The sequence below is a fragment of the Citrobacter sp. FP75 genome, assembly GCF_018342065.1.
Lineage (GTDB): Bacteria > Pseudomonadota > Gammaproteobacteria > Enterobacterales > Enterobacteriaceae > Citrobacter.
The window spans coordinates 42515-66340 of record NZ_JAFDOE010000003.1 but is presented as its reverse complement, the minus strand read 5'-3'; the positions used below and the strand labels follow the sequence as shown (position 1 = coordinate 66340).

At 52.8% G+C, this 23826-nt stretch carries 16 protein-coding genes; 12 read left to right on the top strand and 4 right to left on the bottom strand.

The window, feature by feature from the left end:
- Positions 1–40: 40 nt before the first annotated feature.
- Both JQ822_RS11640 and JQ822_RS11635 read right to left on the bottom strand, forming a co-directional pair.
- The gene (locus tag JQ822_RS11640; protein WP_213133598.1) at positions 41–865 is read right to left on the bottom strand and encodes an aldose 1-epimerase; all 825 of its coding nucleotides are present in this window, start codon (positions 863–865) and stop codon (positions 41–43) included.
- 46 nt (positions 866–911) lie between these two features.
- Positions 912–4178, bottom strand: coding sequence for a DUF5107 domain-containing protein (locus tag JQ822_RS11635; protein WP_213133597.1), 3267 nt, complete (start codon positions 4176–4178; stop codon positions 912–914).
- 115 nt (positions 4179–4293) lie between these two features.
- Here JQ822_RS11635 and JQ822_RS11630 point away from each other — a divergent pair, with 115 nt between their 5' ends.
- The 7 genes from JQ822_RS11630 to JQ822_RS11600 all read left to right on the top strand — a co-directional run bounded on the left by JQ822_RS11630 (position 4294) and on the right by JQ822_RS11600 (position 17113).
- Positions 4294–5490 (top strand): ROK family transcriptional regulator, encoded by a 1197-nt coding sequence (locus JQ822_RS11630; RefSeq protein WP_213133596.1) that lies wholly within the window; start codon positions 4294–4296, stop codon positions 5488–5490.
- A gap of 163 nt (positions 5491–5653) precedes the next feature.
- Positions 5654–7042: an MFS transporter gene (locus JQ822_RS11625; RefSeq protein WP_213133595.1), complete on the top strand. Its 1389-nt coding sequence runs from the start codon at positions 5654–5656 to the stop codon at positions 7040–7042.
- Positions 7039–9234 (top strand): alpha-galactosidase, encoded by a 2196-nt coding sequence (locus JQ822_RS11620; protein WP_213133594.1) that lies wholly within the window; start codon positions 7039–7041, stop codon positions 9232–9234. The genes JQ822_RS11625 and JQ822_RS11620 overlap by 4 nt, the downstream gene beginning before the upstream one ends.
- A gap of 77 nt (positions 9235–9311) precedes the next feature.
- Positions 9312–10730, top strand: a complete 1419-nt coding sequence (locus tag JQ822_RS11615) for an OprD family outer membrane porin (protein ID WP_213133593.1) — start codon at positions 9312–9314, stop codon at positions 10728–10730.
- A gap of 22 nt (positions 10731–10752) precedes the next feature.
- Positions 10753–13677: a hypothetical protein gene (locus JQ822_RS11610; protein ID WP_213133592.1), complete on the top strand. Its 2925-nt coding sequence runs from the start codon at positions 10753–10755 to the stop codon at positions 13675–13677.
- 15 nt (positions 13678–13692) lie between these two features.
- The gene (locus tag JQ822_RS11605; protein ID WP_213133591.1) at positions 13693–13887 is read left to right on the top strand and encodes a ChiQ/YbfN family lipoprotein; all 195 of its coding nucleotides are present in this window, start codon (positions 13693–13695) and stop codon (positions 13885–13887) included.
- Between the two features lie 82 nt (positions 13888–13969).
- The gene (locus JQ822_RS11600; RefSeq protein ID WP_213133590.1) at positions 13970–17113 is read left to right on the top strand and encodes a discoidin domain-containing protein; all 3144 of its coding nucleotides are present in this window, start codon (positions 13970–13972) and stop codon (positions 17111–17113) included.
- Here JQ822_RS11600 and hcaR read toward each other — a convergent pair.
- Positions 17087–17986 carry a DNA-binding transcriptional regulator HcaR gene (gene hcaR, locus JQ822_RS11595; protein ID WP_213133589.1) on the bottom strand — a complete coding sequence of 300 codons (900 nt, stop codon included), beginning with the start codon at positions 17984–17986 and terminating at the stop codon, positions 17087–17089. The genes JQ822_RS11600 and hcaR overlap by 27 nt on opposite strands.
- A gap of 135 nt (positions 17987–18121) precedes the next feature.
- Between hcaR and hcaE the strand changes: the two genes are divergently transcribed.
- From hcaE to hcaD, 5 genes are read left to right on the top strand one after another with little or no spacing between them, the layout of a single operon-like run.
- Positions 18122–19483 (top strand): 3-phenylpropionate/cinnamic acid dioxygenase subunit alpha, encoded by a 1362-nt coding sequence (gene hcaE / locus JQ822_RS11590; protein ID WP_213133588.1) that lies wholly within the window; start codon positions 18122–18124, stop codon positions 19481–19483.
- Complete coding sequence (hcaF, locus tag JQ822_RS11585) at positions 19480–19998, top strand: 3-phenylpropionate/cinnamic acid dioxygenase subunit beta (protein WP_213133587.1); 519 nt, start codon at positions 19480–19482, stop codon at positions 19996–19998. Before hcaE ends, hcaF begins: the two co-directional genes overlap by 4 nt.
- Entirely contained in the window at positions 19998–20315 is a 318-nt protein-coding gene (gene hcaC / locus JQ822_RS11580) for a 3-phenylpropionate/cinnamic acid dioxygenase ferredoxin subunit (protein ID WP_213133586.1), read from the top strand. The genes hcaF and hcaC overlap by 1 nt, the downstream gene beginning before the upstream one ends.
- A complete protein-coding gene (gene hcaB, locus JQ822_RS11575) occupies positions 20315–21127 on the top strand; it encodes a 3-phenylpropionate-dihydrodiol/cinnamic acid-dihydrodiol dehydrogenase (protein WP_213133585.1) in 813 nt (270 codons plus the stop codon). Before hcaC ends, hcaB begins: the two co-directional genes overlap by 1 nt.
- Positions 21128–21136: 9 nt before the next feature.
- Entirely contained in the window at positions 21137–22339 is a 1203-nt protein-coding gene (gene hcaD, locus JQ822_RS11570) for a phenylpropionate dioxygenase ferredoxin reductase subunit (RefSeq protein WP_213133584.1), read from the top strand.
- A gap of 92 nt (positions 22340–22431) precedes the next feature.
- Here the strand turns inward: hcaD and glyA are convergent, their stop codons facing one another.
- On the bottom strand, positions 22432–23685 hold the full coding sequence (glyA, locus tag JQ822_RS11565; protein WP_213133583.1) for a serine hydroxymethyltransferase: 1254 nt from the start codon (positions 23683–23685) through the stop codon (positions 22432–22434).
- Between the last annotated feature and the right edge of the window lie 141 nt (positions 23686–23826).

Here is a 23826-nt window from a genome sequence, read left to right as displayed (position 1 = left end):
CGCAAGAGAGTATTAACAGGCAGATAACATGATAGTTGCCCTAATCTACGCGAATTTGCAGCGCAAAATGGCAGCTTTCCCCCTGAGCTAAAACCTGCAATCCCGGCTGCCCCTGCATGTGGTGGGCATTCACCGGATGTGTCTGTGGTTCGAGACAAAGGAACTCCTCACCCGACATTCTGAACAGCATAAGCCACGGAGTTTGCGCTAAAATCGTGACCCTCATCACATCACGTTGAATGACCGCCTGCCCGCTCCACGCTGAATACCCCACGTTGAGCCAGGCGTCTTCACCATACTGCGCACGGGTGAAATCAGCCGCTGGCGGTATATCGCTCTGCCAGGGTAACGGCAAGTGTTGCTCCCCTTCCGGCCAATAGCCGCTGGCAGAAAACTGCGCCGTACTGCGTGCATCGAAGGCAAAAAACGGGTGGAATCCGCAGCCGTACAGCATCGGTTGCTCGCCGCTGTGGGTGAGGGTCAGCGAGGCATGCAGGCTGGACGCTTCCAGCTGATAGCACAGCTGTGCCGTATAGTCATAACCGCACGGATGCCAACTGCGTAAGCGCAGCAAGCAGCCGCTTTGTGTCGCGGTAACCACCTCCCAGCGCTTCAGCCAGCCGTCGCCGTGCAGGAAGAACGTATCGTCTGCATCATGTTGTGGCAAAACCACCTCTTCACCGCGCAGCAGGAAGCGGTTTCCCGCCACCCGATTAGCCAGCGGCAGCATAGGGAACAGGCCGCCTGCCGGATTTTCATGCAACACCGGTGACTGGAGAGGGTGAAAAATAAGCCGCACCACCTTTGCGCCTTGCGCATCAATATCAGCTTCCAGCGCCGCATTCTGTAATCGTATTAATGTCATTGGTACATCTCGTGAGTGCCGGACGGCTTTCCGCCCGGCAACCAGGTTAGTCAAAGAGACCACTTGCCAACGCATGAGTTATCAGCAGCGCTTTATCATGGGACGGATTCAGCGCCAGCAGCAGCGCCAGGGCATTCTGACAAGCATTACGCTGACCCAATCCGAGGTAGCCCAACGCCTCAATAAACAAGCAATGTTGCTGATGCCGCAACACGGGGCTAGCGTCCAGCGCGACCAGATCCGGCAACGACACAGCAAAGAAGTCCGTCTCTGGGACGTTGTCCCGATTGCCTTCAACCCAATCGAGGAATCCCCGGAAGTGAATGTCAGCCTGCTGATGTTTACCGCTCGTGCGCATTGCCATTCCCTGCCAAAACAGATAATCAACAGGCTGATCGTTGTAGTAACGCCCCGCGCTCAGACCAGAGTCGCCCTGCATCGCACGTGTCAGCGCCTGACCCGCAAGTTCGTCCTCGCCCAGTTGCTGATAACAATAAGCCAACAGATACCAGATATCGTTATCATTCTGACCCGGCAGCCGCCCCTCGCCCAGATTAAGCGGGTAGCACAGTCCCTGCTGGAGTAATTCAACCGCCAGCGCCATCTCTGTTTGATGAATAGCATCCAACGCACGATGGAGCTGGTTGAGCAGATACTGTCCGGTAACCTTTCCTTCTCCCCCTTCCCAGGGGTGGAATTCGCGGTCACGTAGCACTTCAGCCGCCAGATCATACGCCCCCACGCCGTTCCACAGGCTAAGCAACTCAGCGGTTAGATCATCGCGTTTTAGCGCTACACAACGACGCGGCGTCAGCAGCGCCAGACGCGTTTCAACACTTCGCCCCTGCTGTTTTTGCAGGTAATCCAGTTCGAACAGGAAACGCGCATTATCTGGCTCCAGCGCCACTGCTTGTTGTAAATATTGGCAGGCCTGCCGGGCATCATGCTGTTTATTCCACGCATAGATCCCCAGCAACCGATGCGCCGGAGCAAAATCAGGCTGCTGCATCAGCGTCTTCTGCCAACAAGCAATAGCGTCATCGTAACGGCGCTTGCTGTACCAGAAACAACCAAGCAGATAGCAGGCGAAAGCGTCCTGTTGCAGTGATTGCAACATCACAACTTCATCAAGGGTATTAGGGAACCGTACCCGATTGGCGAAGCAGCGCTGCGCGTTTTGCAGGTACGACTGCGAATCGCTGTTGAGCGAGGCCAGCCAAAGCATCGGCAGCGTTTCCTGACTATCCAGCAGCATCAGTAGCTCACGAGCATCCTGCAGTTTACCGAGTGAGACCAACCAACCCGCTAACGTACTGGCATTCACCCCGCGTCGACCCGTCACGTTAATTAATGCCTCACCGGCAGAAGTCGCACGCCCGATTACCCAGCGAGCATAGTGCAGCGCGTAGCCTAATGGCTGCGTTTGCAACGCCTGTTCAATATATTCTTGTGCCGCCTGCTCTCCATGGACCGTCGCCAGCGCCAGCGCTTTTAGCCCCATCGCCAGATTATTGCCACCGTTAAATTGCAGACTGATTTCAACTTTAGCCAGCGCATCTGCATCATCGCCGCGCTTCATCGCCAGGCGCGCTAGTGAGTAAAACGCCGCATCGCGGCAGTTTCCACTCCAGCTCGCTTTGTAGTAGCAATCCCACGCTTTGTTCTCTTCCCCCTGGCGTTCCAGCGCGGCGCCAAGAAGCAGGCTGGCTTCGCCATCACGCGGGTTTTTATTCAGCCGGTGAGCTCTTGAAAGCGCGGCTTCAGCGCAGCTCTTGGCCAGCGTCCAGTCGGCGCGGTTCAACGCCAGATTGCCCAATGCAACATTATTGCGATAATCCTCTGGATCCAGCTCTATTCCCCGTCGATAGTAATCTTCAGCATAACGACTGGCCTGGTTGTACTGTTCAATATGCTGGCCGATAAAATAGAGTTCTTCACCGTTTTCCAGCTCGTGGGGTAATTTTGGCGCACTTGCGGCACTGGGTAACGGTGTCTCTTCGGCAATATGCTCTTCATATTGCAACAGTTGGCGGTTATCACTATCGAAGACTGCCATCGTCAGCCGCTGAGGCCAGCATTCACTCAGCGTCTCCTGCCAGCTCTGCCCAGGCTCCAGCGTAACAAAAGTGCTCCACAGCGTTTGCCGGGCATCACGAATCTCGACCCGCACGTCATGAAGCGGTGCAACGGCATATAACCCCACAACCAATTGCGGCGCGTTTCGTTCAAGATGCATCACCAGCCGGGTGCTGGCATTTTGCACCGAAGATAACTCGCTGTAGGGCAGGAAATTCTGGACGAAGACTTTCTCTTCATACGGCGCAAGCCAGGTGAAATCCGGCTGGTTATCAGTATAAACGCCGGTCATCAGTTCAATATAAGGACCATTTGTATCGGTTAACTGCCGGTCCCAGGCCTGACCAAATTCGCCGTATCCCCATGTCCACTGTTTTTTACCCGGAGAAACATGGTGATCGGCAACGTGCAATAACCCGCCGCGCTCGCCACGGTGCCAGGCGCCGACAAAATCGTAACCTGACTTTTCAGCCATGTAAGAAGTTGGCACAGGTACGTTTTTATAACGAGAGATATCCACGCCTGCTGAGTAATCCACTTTGTAATAGGTGCCGGTGGCTATCGGGAATGCCGAGACATCGCGCTTACCGTGATCAAACACCGCCGTCACATCTGGCGGGAAGATGCTTTGATGATCGTCCCCTCCCTTTACCGCAGGGTTCGACCACCACAGGAAGTGGCGCGGAGTGGCATTACCATTGAAGACTTTGCCCGTAATTTCCACCAGCGCCCGGTCTGGGTAAAGCGTGAAACCCGCCATCAGCTGCAGGCCGCGCATCGGCTCCACTTCTCCCATCCATACCGTTTGTTCACCGTGTTCGCCCGCTTGCAGGGTAAAGTCCACGGGCATAAACGTTGTTGGGCGGTGGTGCTGCGGCCAGTTGAACTCAATGCCACCGGAGATCCACGGCCCCAGCAGTCCTACTAACGCAGGTTTCACCACCTCGTTGTAGTAGACGAAATCTCTCTGTTTCACCTTGTCATACGCTCGGTGAATTCGTCCCCCAAGCTCCGGCAGAAGAAGAATGCGAATAAAATCATTCTCCATCCAGATGCCCTGATACTCACGCATCTCCCGCTCGCCGGTCAGCGTATCCACAACGCCATAGGGATACACCGCACCAGACGAACCTTGATAAACACGTTTTTCGAGAAACATCGGGTTTGAGTCTTCGTTGCCCGTTGTCCACGTCGGCAACGTAAGGGTCTCCTGCCAGACCTTAACCACTCCGTACATAACCATTCTCCAGTAAACAAAACACAGTGAAATACGATAGGATGGCAGTGTAGAGAACTTATTTTCCGGTAAATTACGCGATGCTCACGCATTACTATTAACAAGGTTTAGTAATATGCAGATAGCTGGACTGAATAACCAAACAGTAAGACGCCATAACCGCCGGGCCATCATGGCGCTTGTCTGGCGCTACAATCGTTTGAGTAAATCCCAGCTTGCGACGCATACCGGTTTATCCATCCCGGCGGTGAGCAAAATCCTCGACGAACTGGTCGGCGAGGGCAGGCTCAGCCACTCCAGCGAGAATCTCAGTTCCAGAGGGATGAACAGCGGGCATTATCAAATCCCCAAAGACGGACCGCTGATTCTGTGTATGAATGTCACTCCCACCAGCATTGAAAGCCAATTGATTGATGCGCAGATGACGCCGATTGGTGATTTTCTCCACAGCCAGGTCAATGCCCCGACGCCAGAAGCACTGCTTTCCGCTATTGAGGGGCTTTGGCGGCAACAGCAAAAAAGTAATCCTGGCAGGCGGATCAACCTCGCGCTAGGCGTACATGGCCAGGTCGATCCGGATACCGGGGTATCGCAAACCATGCCGCAGGCACCGTGGAAAAAACCGGTGGAAATTAAATACCTGCTGGAAGAACGACTGCGCGTGTCAGTGCGGGTGGATAACGATTGCATCATGCTGGTACTGGCGGAAAAGTGGCAAAATAGCAGCAACCGCGAGGATTTCTGCATCGTTAACGTTGACTATGGAATAGGTTCATCCTTCGTCATCAACGGGCAGATCTACCGTGGCATGCTCAACGGCAGCGGGCAAATTGGTCATACCATTTTTGATCGCGACGGTATCGCCTGCGACTGTGGTCGCTACGGATGTCTGGAAACCGTTGCCTCGCTGTCTGCACTAAAAAAACAGGCCAGGGTCTGGTTGAAATCACGACCCACACCACCCGGTTTAGACCCTGAAAGCGTGTCCAGCAATCAGCTTATTGCAGCCTGGCACAGCGGCGATGCACAGGTCGTGCAGTGGGTAGAGCAAGCGGCTAACGCCATCGGATTAACGTTATATAACCTTCTGAATATTCTTAACATTAACCAAATTTGGTTTTATGGCCGCAGCTGCGAATTTGGCGATAAGTGGCTACAAACTATTTACCGACAAATCGGTTTTACCCCCTTCGATCACGGCGACGCCGTACGCACCCGACAAACACAAATCGGCTTTGGCAACCTCACTCGCCAGCAGCAAATCACCGGTATCGGCTATCTGTTTGTTGAAGCTGCGCTGGCGCAGGCCTGATTATGGTATCAGCCGTAATGTAAAATACGATTAGTAATCTTTGTTTACTGAAATATAAATCTCGGCGCAAAGTCCGCCTGCACTTGTTGCTCTACGCTACCACCCGAAAGTTGATGTTCATTGTCGTTAAATCCGATCATTTATTCAATTCAGGGGAACTCAAATGGAGTTAACCAGTTCAGGTACAGAAGCGGCTGTAGAAAAAAAACATTATCCACGAGATAAAGTATCGTGGACTACCGCGATATCCTATGGCATGGGAAGCTATGGTGCGAACGTGATGTATGCGTTTATCGCCATATATTTAATGCTTTATTACACTGACAGCTTCGGTATCAAAGCTGCAGCCGTCGGCTTACTTTTCCTCGTCGCCCGACTGGTCGATGGTGCAACCGATATTGCTCTTGGTATTCTGGTAGATAATACCCATACAAAAATGGGTAAATTTCGTCCATGGATTCTTATTGGTAGTATTCTGGTTTCACTAACCACCGTAGCTTGTTTTCTTAGCCCAGATTTATCGGAAGCCGGAAAATTAGTTTACGCTTATGCCACATATATTCTCTGGAGCATTTGCTTTGCAGTTATTGATATTCCTTACTGGTCACTCTCTGCTGCAATAACACAGGATCCGACCGAACGAACTAAGGTGATAACTATTCCAAGAACCATTGCTACCTTTGGTTTTCTGACCGTCAGTGCCTCAACGCTATGGTTGGTAAAATTTGTTGGTAGCTGGTGGGGAGTGTCACTTATTTTTAGCGCCATTTTCTTGATTTGTATGTTAATAACTTTTTTTGGCGTTAAAGAAAAGCATGCTGTTCCGCGTAAAGAGAGACAAAACTTTAAAGGCTTCTGGACGCTACTGAAACAAAACCGCCCATTACGTTATCTATTAATCGGCATGTTTATGCTGGAACTTATCGGCATCATTCGCGGAACTTTCCAGCTTTATTTCTTTATTTATAATTTAAATGCTGAAGTCGCACTCGCTGCATTTTTGACAGTATCGCAAATCGCGCAGGTTGCCGGAGCTATAGCTTCACCGTTTATCTCAGCTAAAATAGGTAAAAAGAACACTGCTATTTATAGCAGTTTCTTAATGTCTCTCTCTTGCATGTTCCTGTTTTTCTTCCAAAGTAATATTTCGGTTATATTTATCATTGGCACATTGGCTCCTTTCTTCGGAGGCGTAGGTCAAATTGCGCTTTATTCGATGGTAGCAGACTGTGTCGAATATGGTGAATGGGTCAGCGGTAACCGTTCAGAAGGAATGGTTTTTTCTCTTAACATTTTCAAAACCAAGCTTTCCGGTGCTATTGGCGGCGCCATTGGAGGATTTTGTTTATCATGGGCAGGATATGTGCCGCATGCGATCCAAACCCCACAAGCAGCATTATGGATTGGATTATTCTTTACTCTAATCCCTGGAATTCTCACCATTTTAAGTCTATTCCCGCTAGCAAAATATGAAATTACGGAAAAACGTTTCTTCGAAATCCTTGATGATATCCACAGCCGCAATAACACCAAGCAGGAAGTAAGATCATGATTAGCTGGAATGAAAATACGCAGACCTTTCACCTGCAAAATGACAGCATTAGCTATGTAATAGCAATTGCCCATGGTCGTTATCTAACTCACTGCTATTGGGGGAAGCGGCTTAGCACATGGAGTCAAGGCTACGACTATCCAGCGCTGGATCGTTCCTCATTTTCGCCAACGCCTGCCGGATGGCCTGACCGAACCTTTTCGCTGGATACTGCCCCGCAGGAGTATCCGGGACATGGTGCAGGTGATTATCGTGAGCCAGCCTTTGAGGTGCGCTATGCCGGGGGGCATCAGGTCAGCAATTTGCACTATGTTTCGCACCGTATTGTTATGGGTAAGCCTGGGTTAACCGGCTTGCCAGCCACTTGGGTAGAAAACAATAACGACGCTGAAACGTTGTTTATTACCCTCACCGACCCAGCCACGGGCCTTGACGTTGAGCTGAGCTACTCTATTTTCCGCCAGCATCCGGTCATCACCCGCTCCGCGACCCTAACCAATCGCTCGACGCAACCGCTGCGAATACTTCGGGCGCTAAGCTGCAGCATTGATTTACCAGACGCCCGCTGGCAGCAAATCCAGTTCCCCGGAGCCTGGGCCCGCGAGCGACAATGGCACCGCCAGACGCTTAACCCAGGCATCAACGTTCTCGATAGCAAGCGTGGTGCGAGCAGTACACATCAGCAGCCGTTTATCGGTCTGGCGCGCCCGGAAACCACAGAAATGCAGGGCGAAGCTTGTGGAATACATCTGGCCTACAGTGGAAACTTTACTGCCCGCACAGAGGTAGATGCCTACCGCCAGACTCGTCTGCTACTGGGTATTAACCCGCACGGATTTGGCTGGCAACTGGCGTCCGGTGAACAGTTCCAGACGCCAGAAGCGATACTGACCTGGAGCGATAAAGGTTTAAATGGCCTGTCTCAGGCATTCCATAATCTGTATCGCGACAACTTGGCTCGTGGACCGTACCGTCACCAACCGCGCCCCATTCTCGCCAACAATTGGGAGTCGACCTACTTCGATTTCAATGAGCAAAAGCTGTTGAAATTTGCCACTAACGCCAAAGCGTTGGGCGTGGAATTACTGATGCTGGACGACGGTTGGTTTGGCGAGCGCAACGACGATACCTCATCGCTGGGTGATTGGTTTGTCAACACACAGAAATTCCCGCAAGGGCTGCGACCGCTGATTGATAACGTTCATGCTATGGAAATGAAGTTCGGGCTGTGGTTTGAGCCGGAGATGATTTCCCGGCGCAGCGAGCTGTTCAGCCAACATCCAGACTGGGTGCTTCATGCTGGCGATCAGCCCTTATCTGAAGGGCGTAACCAATATATTCTGGATCTCGGACGCCAGGAAGTTCGCGACAATATTCTCAACCAGATGAGTGTATTTCTCGCGGAAAACCCCGTTGATTACATCAAGTGGGACATGAACCGTAATATGACCGAAGTAGGCTCCAGCACCGCGCATCCTGCATGCCAGCAAGAGACGGCCCACCGCTATATTCTCGGGGTGTACGCCCTGCTTGAGGCGCTAACTACCCGCTTCCCGCATATTCTGTTTGAATGCTGCGCGGGCGGTGGCGGACGATTTGACCCAGGAATGCTCTACTACATGCCACAGGCATGGGTTAGCGACAACACCGATGCCGCTTCACGTGTGCATATTCAGTACTCTACCAGCCTGCTCTACGCGCCAATTATGCAGTGCGCCCACGTCTCCGAGGTGCCAAATCACCAGATGGGGCGTAGCACAACCATGGGCATGCGCGGCGCCGTAGCAATGAGCGGCAACTACGGTCTGATGCTGGACTTAATGCGCTGCGATAGCGAACGCGACGACGCTGTGAAACAGCAAATTACCTTCTACAAGCAACATCGCCAACTATTGCAGTTCGGCACCTTCTGGCGACTGGTTAGCCCGTGGGACAACGCTGACTTCGCTGCATGGATGTTCGTTGCACCCGATCGAAGCGAAGCGTTGGTGATGGCTTTCTCGCTGGTCAGTCAGGCCTCCGCACCGCTACGCTTGTTACGTTTGGCGGGCCTTGACCCAGATGCAAATTATCGCATCGATGATAGCGAAAACTCTGTAGGCGGCGACGAACTTCTCTATCGCGGAATGTGGATTAACCCGCCGCTTAGCCGTGACTACACCAGCCGCATCTGGCATCTGACGCGCATATAGTCATCTAAAATGTGGGGGCAACGCCCCCACCTAATAAAACAGCCATTTTATTCTTCGTCATGAAGAAGGATTTTCTCATGTCCAAAAACAATAATATCCCTCTGTTTAGCCTTATTAGTATCATTCTTATTTCACCTTTTTATATTTCCCCGGCACACGCCGAAGGGTTCTGGGATGACTCACATTTAACCGGTGGAATCTATTATTCCCAGCGCTATCGCGATAAGCGCGATATGACACCGGGCAGCGCCACTTATGGCGATTACGTGGAAGATCTCCATCACGGTACATTTAACGCTAATCTCGACTTCACTTCCGGTTATGCCGCTGATTTTATTGGCTTCGATGTCGCAGGATTTGCCGCTGCCAACCTGGCAACAGGCAACGCAGCCCACCCGAACGAAATCAGTCTTAGCTCGGCAAACCAGCGCTGGGGCGAAGACTGGTCCGGCGATAAAGGCGGATTTAATCTCTATAAAGCTGCAATGAAATTAAAATATGACGATTACTGGATGCGTTCCGGTTATATCCAGCCATCCGGCCAAACTCTATTAGCGGTACACTGGGGTTTTGTTCCCGGAGCCTATCAGGGTAGCGAATTGGGCGGTTCCTGGGATTTCGGTAAATATGGCACGCTCTCCAGCTCCTATTTATGGTCGGATAAGTATAAAGCTCCATGGTATACCGAAATGTATGAATTCCGCGCAGCTGATAATAAAACCAAAATCGATTATGTTCAGGCGCTAGGAATGAAATACGACTTTAAAAACAACCTTCTGCTGGAAGCTTCATGGGCACAGGCCGAAGGTTTTATGGATCAGTATATGGGGAAAGTGTCTTACAGCTTCCCAGTCGCCGGTAACATGTTGCGCACCAGCTATCAGTTTTACGGTGCTAAAGATAAGGTTGGTGACGGTACGCCTGGCGCCTACGGCTCCATCAATGACGAATACTCTGGTCTGGCATGGCTACAGGGGATAACGCTTGGTTATACCGTCGATACTCTCGACTTCCGCCTGGAAGCGCAAACCGTCAAAGCAGAAGGTAATCAGGGCTTCTTCCTGCAACGTATTACCCCAGCCTACGCCAGCTCCAACGGTCGTCTGGATATCTGGTGGGACGCTGCGTCCGACTTTGATGCCAACGGTGAAACCTCTGCTTTCGCCGCGGTCACGTACGATTTGAAAAACTACGATCTCGCTGGCTGGGCTGTCGGCGTCGGCTACGCCTATGGTTGGAATGCCAAGCCGTGTACCAGCTGTACCGTTAATGGCGAACTGGCAGACCAGAACCAGCGTATCGACGAATCCGCATGGACGCTCAACATCGCTCACACCGTGCAAACCGGTCGCCTGAAGGGAACGCTATTTAATCTTCACTACATCGACTACGACAACCACGGTAGCAACCCAAACTACAGTGGCGGCTACAACAACATGTTTCAGGATGAAATTGATATCAAATTCAATGTGATCGCACCGTTCACTATTTTCTAATCCTGCGCAAAGCGAGAATTCGATGAACAAACAACTGAAATGGGTAGGGCTACTGCTTATCGTTCTGCTCCCCTGCGCCCACGCGGCGCAGTTCAGCCAGCGAGGTAATGAGGTCATCGTTCAGCACGGTGATTACACGCTGCGCTATAACCTCAACGCGGGCGAAGGCTCACTACTGTGGCGCAATACTCCGCTTATTACCCGCTTTCACAGTGAAGCGCAGTTGCAAAACCCAGCACTGACGCTAAACAGCCAGTCGGCAACACAGCGTACGCCCCAGTGGCAAACCGTTTACGACAAGCGCTGGGGTCAGGGCAATAAGTTGGTGTTAACCGCTCGTTTTGCCAATGGGCGCGCGTTAACCACCGATTTCTGGTTTTTTGATAACAGTCCCTGGCTGCTGAGTGATATGGCTGTCTCCGCGTCGACGCCGCTAACGATCACCCGGCTCACGCCGATATCAGCTACCTTCGCGGATATTGGCAAGGGCCACGATAAGCGCATTTACACCACGCCCTATACCAACAATTTTGATTTTGGCGTAGCGCCGGTCAATCAATTTGGTCTGAGCCAGAACGGTACCGATCGTTTTGCCGACCCGCAGGAACCGATGGTGAAGTTCAACGGCATCAGCCACTGGGTAACAGCGCTGTTTGATAACGTCAATCGCCACGGTCTGGTGGCAGGAGCGGCGACAGTACAACGATGGAAAAGCAGTCAGCAGTTAGGCGAGGCAAAAAGTGCCAATGCACCGTTAAGCCGCTTTGCGCTGTACAACTGGGGCGGAGAGCAGCACGGTACGCATGTGGCATCCGATCTATTTTTTCTCGGGTACTTCACTGACTATCGTGACGGCCTGGAGACGTACGGTACAGTCTACAATCAGGGTGAGCCGGGTATGTCCTGGCAGGGTAACGTGCCGGTGGGTTTTAACGCTTTCTATTCCCACGACAGCTACGGCAAGGCACGTGATATGTACGCCATGACCGACTATATCGCCCAACATCTCAAACCGCTTGGCTATGAGTACGTCAATATGGATGGAGGCTTTCAACCCGATGGGTATCCGCAGGGAATGAGCGCTTTCACCAGCCACGTGCATCAAAAAGGCCTTAAGGCGGGCGGCTATCTGACGCCATTTGCAATTTATGAAAACTGGCTGGATCTACCGGTGGATAACACCGGATTTACCCACCGGGACGCCTGTCTGAAAGGGAAAGACGGTAAGCTAATTAAGACCTACCTCGGCAGCTATGCGCTGGATATGTCACACCCGGCAGCACAGTACATCGTACGGCGCAATATCAAAAACTATATCGACTGGGGCTTTGATTACATCAAACTCGATTTTCTTGATATGGGGCTGTATGAAGGCCAGCACCACGACCCGGCAGTGAACGGCATCCAGAACTACCGCCTTGGAATGCAGATTATGCGCGACGAGGCATTAAAAGCCAGTCGGCCAATCTTCCTTGATGCATCCATTTCCCCCCTGTTGCCCGCCGCTTTTACCCAGGGCCGACGTACCGCCTGCGATACCTCGCTGGGGGTCGCCAATTACAGTGGCATCGAACGCCAGGCGTTTAACAGCGCGCTGTCGTGGTGGAGTAACGGCACATTGTATCGTTACAACGACGCAGATATGTTTGTGCCGGAACAACTGCTACAGGGCGACGCCCGCTCCGGGCAGCGTGCTGCGTTGAGACTGGCGACCGCTGTGGCAATGGACGGCGGACATTGGCTGGCAGGTGATAACCTCCCATTTGTCGATGAAGACCGTAGCGCGTGGCTGGAAAACAAATCGCTGCTGGCGCTGGCGTCCAGCGGCATCGCTGCCCGTCCGCTAACGTTGAATAACGTTTATCATCAGGGTGAACATAGTCCAGAAGTGCTGGTGCAGCGAGCAAGCGATAGCAGCGTATATGTCGCCTTCACCAATTGGGGCGATACGGAAAAAACGTGGCAGCTGTCGGCGTTAGAGCTGGGGCTAACAGGCCGGGCACTGTGGCAGGTCAGCAGTCTATACGACGGCATGAGCTGGCAGCAAAAAACCGACGCAATTCACTATCGTCTCGCGGCGGGTGAAACGGCTATTTTGCACTTTACTCCTACTCCGCAAAGCTCGGTGCAGCCACCGCGCGATCTGGCCGCTGGACTGAAGCTACGTGAAGCGGATAACAGCTTTACGTTGACCTTCCCGCACCCTACCCGCCTGAACCAGATTACGATTCAGGAACCCACGCCGTTCGCCATGCGCAACTACACGCTGTCATGGGATGATGGCGTGCAGTGGCACCCACTGACCCGTGGTTATCTGCTTGGCGATCGCCGCAGCTTTGCTTTTCCGACAGTGAACACCCGCCAGATTCGCCTCAGCTATCTCGACAGTAAAGGGAACGTTCAGCCACCGCAGATCAACGCCTACCACGCTGCGAGTAACGTTCCGGCAATGCGTATCGTCAGCGATGGACCGCAAAGTGGGGAAAAACGCTTCGATCTTCAGGGGCCGAATCAGTTACTGCAAACCTTCACCCTCAATCACAGCGATCTGCCGAAGATCGATTTCTGGCTATTCGAGAATTACGTCAATGCGGTACCGGGCGATAACTTCCGGGTGCAGATTGTGCAGCTTAATGCACACGGCACACCGGAGAAAATACTGTTCAGCGCCGCACTCCCACCTTTTAATCTGCCTGCACAGCCCGCCATTTATTCGCTGTGGCCACGCTTAACCGGTCTTGATACCCACAAACAGTACGCAATGATATTCAGTTCACAGGATTCATCCCCCAGCGACGCCGTTGGCACAAACAGCTACGGCACTCTGAGCAGCGACAAGGCACACAACTCAGGTGGCAAACTTCGTCGCTCCTCCGATGGAGGTAAAAGCTGGCAAGACGTTCCTTCGCAAGCGCTGTTATTCACCCTTTATCGCAATGAAAAATAAAAACGGGGATAAATCATGAAAAAGTATCTACCTGTACTCGCGGCCCTCTTCCTCGCAGGCTGCGCCAGCTCATCACCTGCGCCGCAGATACATGACAGCAATGACCCCCTTTCACCAATGGCATACCAGGAGTGCATTCAGGCGGCAATGACCGGCAACGGTCAGGCATACAATGAAAAATGCGACAAAATACTGAAAGAAACTCGCTAAATAACCTGCAGAAAGGCGGTATATATCCAGGGGAAAAAGCCGCCTTTCTTTCCTGATAAGTTCAATCCGCAAAGGAGAACATATGCAGCTACATGATGGAAAGACAGTGAATCTACAGGGCGAGTGGCGGGTTAAAATAGACCCTCAGGACACAGGAACCGATGAAAAATGGTTCGAAACTAGCTTAGATTCTACCCGCTTTCGTATTCCCGGCACCTGTGCTGAAAACAGAGTGGGCGAGTGTAATGTATTAGCGCCAGGCCTAACCAAAGAAGCCGTACAATGCCTGAGAACTGACTATACGTACCAGGGGGCGGTCTGGTATCAAACGGATATTTGCCTGACAGACATCGGCGTCAATCGTCGGGTGATTTTATTTCTCGAACGCATTATGGGTGAAACACAGCTATGGGTCGATGGCTTTACCTTAGGTCGCCAGGATAGCCTCTCGACCCCACATCAATTTGATATCACTCGCTATATCAGCGAAGGGAAAACACAGCAGGTTACGTTGCGAATCGACAATCGCGATATCCAGAACCTCGGCAATTGGCCCAGTGCCCGTACCGATCAAACGCAAACTATCTGGAACGGCATTGTTGGTAAAGTTGAGCTACAAATTCAAGATCGCCATCGTCTGAATCACCTGCTGGTGACCATGGATAGCCTGAGTCGACAGACGAAAGTATGTATCGATAAGGAGTCGGTCATTGCCGACTGGCGGAATATCATACTCACCTTAACCCTTCGCGAACAGGACGGTCGTGTCGTTCAGCAAGAAGTTCAATCTCAACAGACTAACCCCGATCAACAGACGATTACCCTCGATTTTTTACTCGCCGACCACGTTGTATTGTGGGACGAATTTACACCACATCAGTATCTATTAGCGGTCGAAATCCGGAACCTCGCGGACTCATCATCCATCACCGCCGTAATAGAAAAAACCACCGGATTCCGCCAACTCAGCACTCACGACAGCGTGTTGAAAATTAACGGCACACCACGTTTCTTACGCGGCAATATAGACTGCTGCATATACCCATTGACCGGCTATCCGCCAACAACGGAAACAGAATGGACACATGTGTTCCAACAGCTAAAACGTCATGGACTTAACCACGTCCGCTTTCACTCCTGGTGTCCACCTGAGGCGGCCTTTATTTGCGCCGACCGCGAAGGACTATATCTTCAGGTGGAAGGCCCGGTATGGATGGATAACTGGATGGATTTTCCGGTCGGCAAATATCCAGAACATTACCGTTGGCTCCCCGAAGAGGCCGAGCGAATTATCAGAACATGGTCCATTCACCCTTCGTTTTGTATTTTCAGTAATGGCAACGAATTAAACGGTGACTTTCAGCTTCTGCGTGATATTGTGCAGCGGCTAAAAAACATTCAACCGCAGATCCTCTATACGTTAACCAGCAACTGGGATCGTACGGTTACAGAAGAGGACGATCTCTTCATCACCCAATCGTCGAAGGGAATAGGCGTTCGCGGGCAATACTTTCTCGATCAACTGGCAGAAACCACCACGCTGAATTTTTTGACCGGCATCCAGACACAGCGGATCCCAGTTATCTCTCATGAGGTTGGACAATACGTTATTTACCCTAACGTAGCCGAAATTCCCCGTTATACCGGATGCTTAACGCCAGTGAATTTGCAGCGCATTCGCGATGATCTCGAGCAAAAAAATCTGCTGCCGTATCTTAATGACTTTATTCACTCATCCGGCAAGCTAGCCTTATTGCTGTATAAAATGGAAATAGAAGCCGCTCTGCGCACCCGGAATATGGGCGGTATACAACTACTGAGCCTGCATGATTTTCCGGGGCAGAGCACCGCAACCGTCGGTATTCTTGATGCATTTTATGCCAGTAAAAATATCGTTCCCGCAGAAGCATTTCGCCATTTTTGCTGTGAAACCGTACCACTGGTGATGATACCCACTTTGTTCTATACCTGTGATGATGATTTTGTCGCAGAGGTGCAAATTGCTCATTATGGTGCACATCCGCTTCATCAGGTGACGCTGCAAATACAGATTATTGGCGAAAATCAGCAGGTGCTGTTTGCCCAGAATATATTTATTGATGAAGTACCTCTCGGGCTGCTGAAGCAGCCGCTGACAATTCATTCCGCCCCTTTCAGTCAAGTAACAGGAAGGCAGGCGATGCAGATCAAAGCCGAAATCCGTGATACCCCGTATCAAAATCAATGGGATATTTGGGTCTATGGAAAGAATGAATCAACCTCACTTCCAACATCAATAAGCCTCTGCAATGAATGGTCTCCAACCATAGAAACACGTTTGCAGAATGGGGAAAATATCCTGTTGCTACCCACCCCAAATCAGGTGGCGCAACTCGCAACCAGTACCTGGTTTCCGGTCTTCTGGAGCCCGGTACATTTTGCCAGTAAAGATCCCTGTGGGATGGTCATTAATAATCAACACCCGCTGTTTAGCCGCTATTTCCCTTGCGAAAACTATGCGACTCTGGAGTGGAAATCATTGCTGGAAAATAGTTTTGCAATGAATATAGATTCACTTGAACGCTGCAAGCCCTTAACGTTGCTGACGCCTAACTTTTTCCATAATCACAAAAGCACGAACCTTTTCGAATGCCAGGTGGGCCAGGGTCGGCTGATGGTATGTACGCTAAATATTGAGACCCACTCACACACTGGCGTTAGCGAGCAGCTAAAAAGCGCGCTTTACCGTTATTTGGCCTCAGATGACTTCATGCCATGCACCCAACTGGATATTGCGGAAATACGCGCGCTGTTCACTACTGTGGTTCCTGACCAGGAGGCCAAAACGGACCTGGCCTTAGGGCAACCTGCACATACCGATAGCATGAAGTCACTGAACTATGGGCCTTTACGCGGCAATGACGGCAATCCATCAACATCATGGATAGCGGCCGACGCCGAAGTGGGTCATTACTGGCAGGTTGATCTCGGCATTGTTCAGCCCGTTACGTCCACCAAAATTGTCTTCAACGAAAACGCGGTTTACGCCTATGTCATCCAGAGCTCACTTGATGGTGAAAGTTGGAACGTCGTGGTAAATAAAACCCATCAGGTTACGGCGCAACAGACACATGAGGATGAGTTCGACGTTGAAACGCGCTTTCTGCGAATAATCTACCAAGGGTTAACCAACGGTATCTGGGCCGGACATCGCCAGTTTTCAGCCTTCGGCCTCAACCGGCGCTAGCAGGCCCCGCTGCACCAACTCAATAAAATCCCGCAGGGCGGGCTTCAACTCGCCCCTTTTCCAGGCCATCAGCAACGCGATGGTCGGGGCATCGCCCGCAATTGGGCGAAAAACCACCTGACCGGTATTAAAATTATTCATATAACCGGGTATCAAAGTCACACCCAGCCCCATGCCGACCAGGTTCATGGTTACCAGAATATTGGTAGCGACCTGCACGATATTGGGCTGGCTTTCCTGCTGCTGAAACCACGTTTTGACAATCTTCGCTAGCGCGCCGGAATAGGCCGGATCGGTACTGACAAAATTCACGCCGTGCAGTTGCTGTGCCGATATCGTCTTCTCGCTGGCTAACGGATGGTTAACCGGCAGTACCACGACCAGCGGTTCATGAATCAGCTCCAGATAGTCAAGTTCCGGACTGTAAACCGGATGGCGCATTAAGCCCACATCCAGCTCCCCGCGCAGGATCTTCTCTTCCTGCTCGGTGGTTATCAGGCTCACCAGTTCAATATGTGTGTCCGGTTGTTTTAATCGGAACAGCGGCAGCACCTTCGGCAGCAGATTCACCTCTGCGGAAGGGACAAATCCAATCGAGAAATGGTTGTCTTCCTGCACTGCCTTACGGGCACGAATTTTGGCGTTTTCCGCCTGTTCGAGGATTGCCAGCGCATCCTGCAGAAAGCATTCCCCCGCCGCCGTCAGGGCAACTTTCCGTTTATCGCGTACCAGCAGCGTCACCCCGACACAGGCTTCCAGATCGCGGATCTGGCTGCTTAACGACGGCTGAGAGGTATGCAACTTCTCTGCCGCACGGGTGAAATTCAGCGCCTGCGCCACCGCGACGAAATAGCGTAAGTGCCTCAGTTCCATGACCTGCTCCTTGTTATCGAAAAAACGTCTCAGCTGGTAGATATTTACTATTTCACAGATTGATAACCAACCAGCAACATCCTTATGGCACAAAAAAAGAAGGTCAATACATCTTAGCTTTCAGGATTAAAAAATATGACCACACCCTCAAATTTAGACATCTACTCACTGATCGACACGCAAAACGGTCGCGTAACCCCACGAATTTATACCGACCCTGACATTTACCAACTGGAGCTGGAACGCATCTTCGGACGCTGCTGGCTGTTTCTCGCCCACGAAAGCCAAATCCCCAAGCCCGGTGATTTTTTTAACACTTACATGGGCGAGGATGCGGTCGTCGTGGTACGTCAGAAAGATGGCAGCATCAAAGCCTTTCTCAACCAGTGTCGTCACCGCGCCATGCGCGTCAGCTACGCCGATTGTGGTAACACCCGTGCCTTCACCTGCCCGTATCACGGCTGGTCTTACGGCATTAACGGTGAGCTGATCGACGTGCCACTGGAGCCACGCGCCTACCCGCAAGGGCTGTGCAAGTCCCACTGGGGGTTGAACGAAGTTCCCGGCGTCGAGAGCTACAAAGGGCTGATTTTCGGTAACTGGGACACTACCGCGCCTGCGCTACGTGATTATCTCGGCGATATCGCCTGGTATCTGGACGGCGTGCTGGATCGTCGCGAAGGCGGCACTGAAATTGTCGGTGGCGTACAGAAATGGGTGATCGACTGCAACTGGAAATTCCCCGCAGAGCAGTTTGCCAGCGACCAGTACCACGCACTGTTCAGCCACGCCTCTGCCGTGCAGGTGCTGGGGGCCAAAGACGACGGTAGCGATAAGCGTCTGGGTGACGGACAAACCGCGCGTCCGGTGTGGGAAACGGCCAAAGATGCGCTGCAATTTGGTCAGGACGGTCACGGCAGCGGATTTTTCTTTACCGAAAACCCCGATGCCAACGTCTGGGTCGACGGTGAGGTTTCGAGCTACTACCGCGAGACCTACGCCGAAGCTGAGCAGCGTCTGGGTAAAGTTCGCGCCCTGCGCCTGGCCGGTCACAACAATATTTTCCCTACGCTTTCCTGGCTGAACGGCACCGCCACGCTGCGCGTCTGGCATCCGCGCGGGCCGGATCAGGTCGAAGTGTGGGCGTTCTGTATTACCGACAAAGCGGCCTCTGATGAAGTGAAAGCGGCGTTTGAAAACAGCGCCACCCGCGCCTTTGGCCCGGCCGGATTCCTCGAGCAGGATGATTCAGAAAACTGGTGTGAAATTCAAAAACTACTGAAGGGCCACCGGGCGCGTAACAGCCAGCTGTGTCTGGAAATGGGATTAGGTCAGGAAAAACGCCGTGAAGACGGCATTCCGGGGATCACTAACTACATCTTCTCCGAAACCGCCGCGCGAGGCATGTACCAGCGCTGGGCCGATTTACTCAGCAGCGAAAGCTGGCAAGAAGTGCAGGAAAAAACCACCGCTTACCAGCAGGAGGTGATGAAATGAGCGCGTTAGTTTCTCTGGAACTGCATCATCGTATTACCCAGTTTCTTTACCACGAAGCCAGCCTGCTGGATGACTGGAAATTTCGCGACTGGCTGGCGCAGCTTGACGACGAGATCCGCTACACCATGCGTACCACGGTGAATGCTCAGACCCGAGATCGCCGCAAAGGGGTGCAGCCGCCGACCACCTGGATTTTCAACGACAACAAAGATCAGCTCGAGCGCCGGATTGCACGGCTGGAAACCGGCATGGCCTGGGCGGAGGAGCCGCCGTCACGCACCCGTCATCTGATTAGCAACTGCCAGGTCAGTGAAACCGACGTTGCCGACGTGTTCAGCGTGCGCCTCAACTACCTGCTATATCGCGCACAAAAAGAGCGGGATGAAACCTTTTACGTTGGTATGCGCGTGGACAAAGTGCGCCGTCTGCCGGGCGATGAGTGGCGTTTACTGGAGCGAGAGATCGTGCTGGATCAGGCGGTGATCGCCTCCCATAACCTGAGTGTACTATTCTGATGAATCGTGTATTTGCCTGCCCCGTAGGGGATTTACCGGAGGGGGAAGCGCTGCGGCTCGACACCTCGCCGGTCATCGCGCTGTTTAACGTTGGCGGTGAGTTCTACGCCATTAACGATCGCTGTAGCCACGGTAACGCCTCGATGTCAGAAGGTTATCTGGAAGACGATGCCACCGTGGAGTGTCCACTGCATGCCGCCAGCTTCTGCCTGAAAACCGGCAAGGCGCTGTGCCTGCCCGCTACCGATCCACTGACGACCTACCCGGTATACGTAGAAGGTGGAGAGGTGTTTATTGATATGCCAGAGGAGGCCTGATGAGCGATTTACGCGATAACGTGGTCTTTATTACCGGCGGTGGCTCCGGCCTTGGGCTGGCGCTGGTCGAACGTTTTATTGAAGAAGGCGCGAAGGTCGCAACGCTCGAACTGTCGAGCGCCAAAGTCGCCAGCCTGCGCCAGCGTTTTGGCGAACACGTGCTGGCGGTGGAAGGAAACGTCACCTGCTACGCCGACTACCAGCGTGCGGTGGATAAGATCCTCGCACAGTACGGTACGCTCGATTGCTTTATCGGCAATGCGGGAATTTGGGATCATAACGCGTCGCTGGTGAACACCTCTGCTGAGGCGCTGGAGACCGGTTTTAACGAGCTATTCAACGTCAACGTGCTGGGTTATCTGCTGGGAGCCAAAGCCTGCGCCCCCGCGCTTATCGCCAGCGAAGGCAGCATCATTTTTACCCTTTCCAATGCGGCATGGTACCCCGGCGGCGGCGGTCCGCTGTATACCGCCAGCAAGCATGCGGCAACCGGACTGATTCGCCAGTTAGCCTATGAGTTAGCGCCGAAGGTCCGCGTCAACGGCGTAGGGCCATGCGGTATGGCGACCGATCTGCGCGGCCCACAGGCGCTGGGCCAGAGCGATACGTCGATTATGCAGTCGCTGACACCGGAAAAAATCGCCGCCATCTTACCGCTGCAGTTTTTCCCGGAACCCGCCGATTTTACCGGCCCGTATGTGATGCTGGCGTCACGGCGCAACAACCGTACGTTGAGCGGCGTGATGATCAATGCCGATGCCGGTCTGGGCATTCGCGGTATTCGTCACGTTGCCGCCGGACTGGATCTCTGAGGAGGGGTTATGCACATAAAAACTATCGCTATTGTTGGCGGCGGCCAGGCCGCTGCAATGGCTGCGGCCGCACTACGCCAGCAGGGATTTGACGGCGAAATACATCTGTTTTCCGATGAGCCGCATCTGCCCTACGAACGCCCCCCGCTTTCCAAAGCCATGCTGCTGGACGACACGCCGCAACTGCAGCCGGTGCTGAGCGCGGACTGGTGGCGGGACAATCACGTTCAGCTGCATCTGGGCGTAGCCGTACGCACGCTCGGGCGACAAACGCAGGTGCTGGTACTGGCTGACGGGCAGAGCTACCCGTGGGATCGGTTACTGATTGCCACGGGGGCAGCGGCGCGCCCGTTTCCGCTACTGGATACGCTCGGAGAACGCTGCTTCACGCTGCGCCATGCCGGGGATGCGGCGCGTCTGCGCCAGGCGCTCAGCCCCGGGCAGTCGATTGTGATTGTCGGGGCTGGAACCATTGGACTTGAGCTGGCAGCCAGCGCCACGCAGCGTGGTTGCAAGGTCACCGTCATTGAACTGGCCGCCACGGTGATGGGCCGCAACGCCCCACCGCCGATACAACGTTACCTGACCGCCCGTCATCAGCAGGCAGGCGTACATCTTATTCTCAACAATGCGATTGAGCAGGTGTCAGAGGGAGAGCGCCTAACTCTTACGTTGCAAAGTGGTGAGCAGTTTCAGGCAGACAGCGTGATTTACGGTATCGGGATTGTCGCCAACGACGGACTTGCCCGTGAAGCAGGTCTTGATGTAGCAAACGGCATTATCATTGATGCTTCATGCACAACCGTTGCTCCGAACATTTTTGCCGCCGGTGATGTGGCGGTACAGCGTTTGCCAGACGGAACGCTGCAGCGTTGTGAAAGCTGGGAAAACGCCAATAATCAGGCGCAAACTGCCGTTGCGGCGATGCTCAATCTGCCGTTGCCGGAGAAGACTCCAGGCTGGTTCTGGACCGATCAATACCACGATAATCTTCAGTTTGTCGGCGATATGCAGGGAGATAGCTGGCTCATACGCGGCGATTCAGATGCGCAGAAAGCAATATGGTTCAACCTGCGGGATGGCGTGATTGTTGGCGCAGTAACGTTGAATCAGGGCCGAGAAATACGTTTATTGAGAAAATGGATTCAGGCAAAGAAAAAGCCGCCAGTGGCGGCTTTGGTCGATGAAACAATCTTGCTTAAGTCCATATAACTGCCGGATGGCACTTCGTTTATCCGGCCTACACGTGAGTTACCTGTAGGCCGGAAAAGGTGTTTACACCGCCATCCGGCAATCAGTATGACTTACGCGTAAACCGGGAAGCGTGCGCAGATATCCAGCACTTTTGCTTTAATGCGTTCAATAGTGGCTTCATCATTGATGTTGTCCAGAATGTCACACATCCAGCCAGCCAGCTCTTTCACTTCTGCTTCTTTGAAGCCGCGACGGGTCACAGCCGGAGAACCGATACGCACACCAGACGTCACAAACGGGCTCTTCGGATCGTTCGGTACGCTGTTTTTGTTAACAGTAATGTTCGCACGGCCCAGCGCGGCGTCGGCTTCTTTACCGGTCAGGTTTTTGTCGACCAGATCCAGCAGGAACAGGTGATTTTCAGTCCCGCCAGAAACCACTTTGTAGCCGCGGTTCAGGAACACTTCGACCATCGCTTTAGCGTTTTTCGCAACTTGCTGCTGGTAAACTTTGAACTCTGGCTCCATCGCTTCTTTCAGCGCCACGGCTTTCGCCGCGATCACGTGCATCAGCGGGCCGCCCTGCGCGCTTGGGAATACGGCAGAGTTCAGTTTTTTGTACAGCTCTTCGCTACCGTCTTTCGCCAGGATCAGGCCGCCGCGCGGACCCGCCAGGGTTTTATGGGTAGTGGTGGTGACAACGTGAGCATGCGGAACCGGGTTCGGGTATACGCCAGCGGCGATAAGACCGGCAACGTGCGCCATATCTACGAACAGGTATGCGCCGATGCTGTCGGCGATTTCACGCATTTTTGCCCAGTCAACCACGCCGGAGTAAGCAGAAAAGCCACCGATAATCATCTTCGGTTTGTGCTCTTTGGCCTGCTTAGCCATGTCTTCGTAGTCAATTTTACCGGATTCATCGATGCCGTAAGGGACGATGTTGTACAGTTTGCCGGAGAAGTTTACCGGGGAACCGTGAGTCAGGTGACCGCCTTGCGCCAGGTTCATACCCAGAACGGTATCGCCCGGCTGCAGCAGCGCGGTGTAGACCGCAAAGTTAGCCTGAGAACCAGAGTGCGGCTGGACGTTAGCGTAGTCTGCGCCAAACAGCTCTTTTGCGCGGTCAATCGCCAGTTGCTCAACGATATCCACGTATTCGCAACCGCCGTAGTAGCGCTTGCCCGGATAGCCTTCAGCGTATTTGTTGGTCAGCTGAGAACCCTGCGCCTGCATTACGCGCGGGCTGGTGTAGTTTTCGGAGGCGATCAGTTCGATGTGCTCTTCCTGACGTACTTTTTCCTGCTCCATAGCCTGCCACAGTTCGGCATCATAATCGGCAATGTTCATTTCACGCTTTAACATCCGCATCTCCTGACTCAGCTAACGATAAAATTTTTGGCCTTATAAAGGCGGTCCGTAGGACAACGGCCAACAGTATAACCGAATCATTCCTCGATAACAGGTCTTGACAAAGGATTTTACGCAAACGATTACCTTCACAGC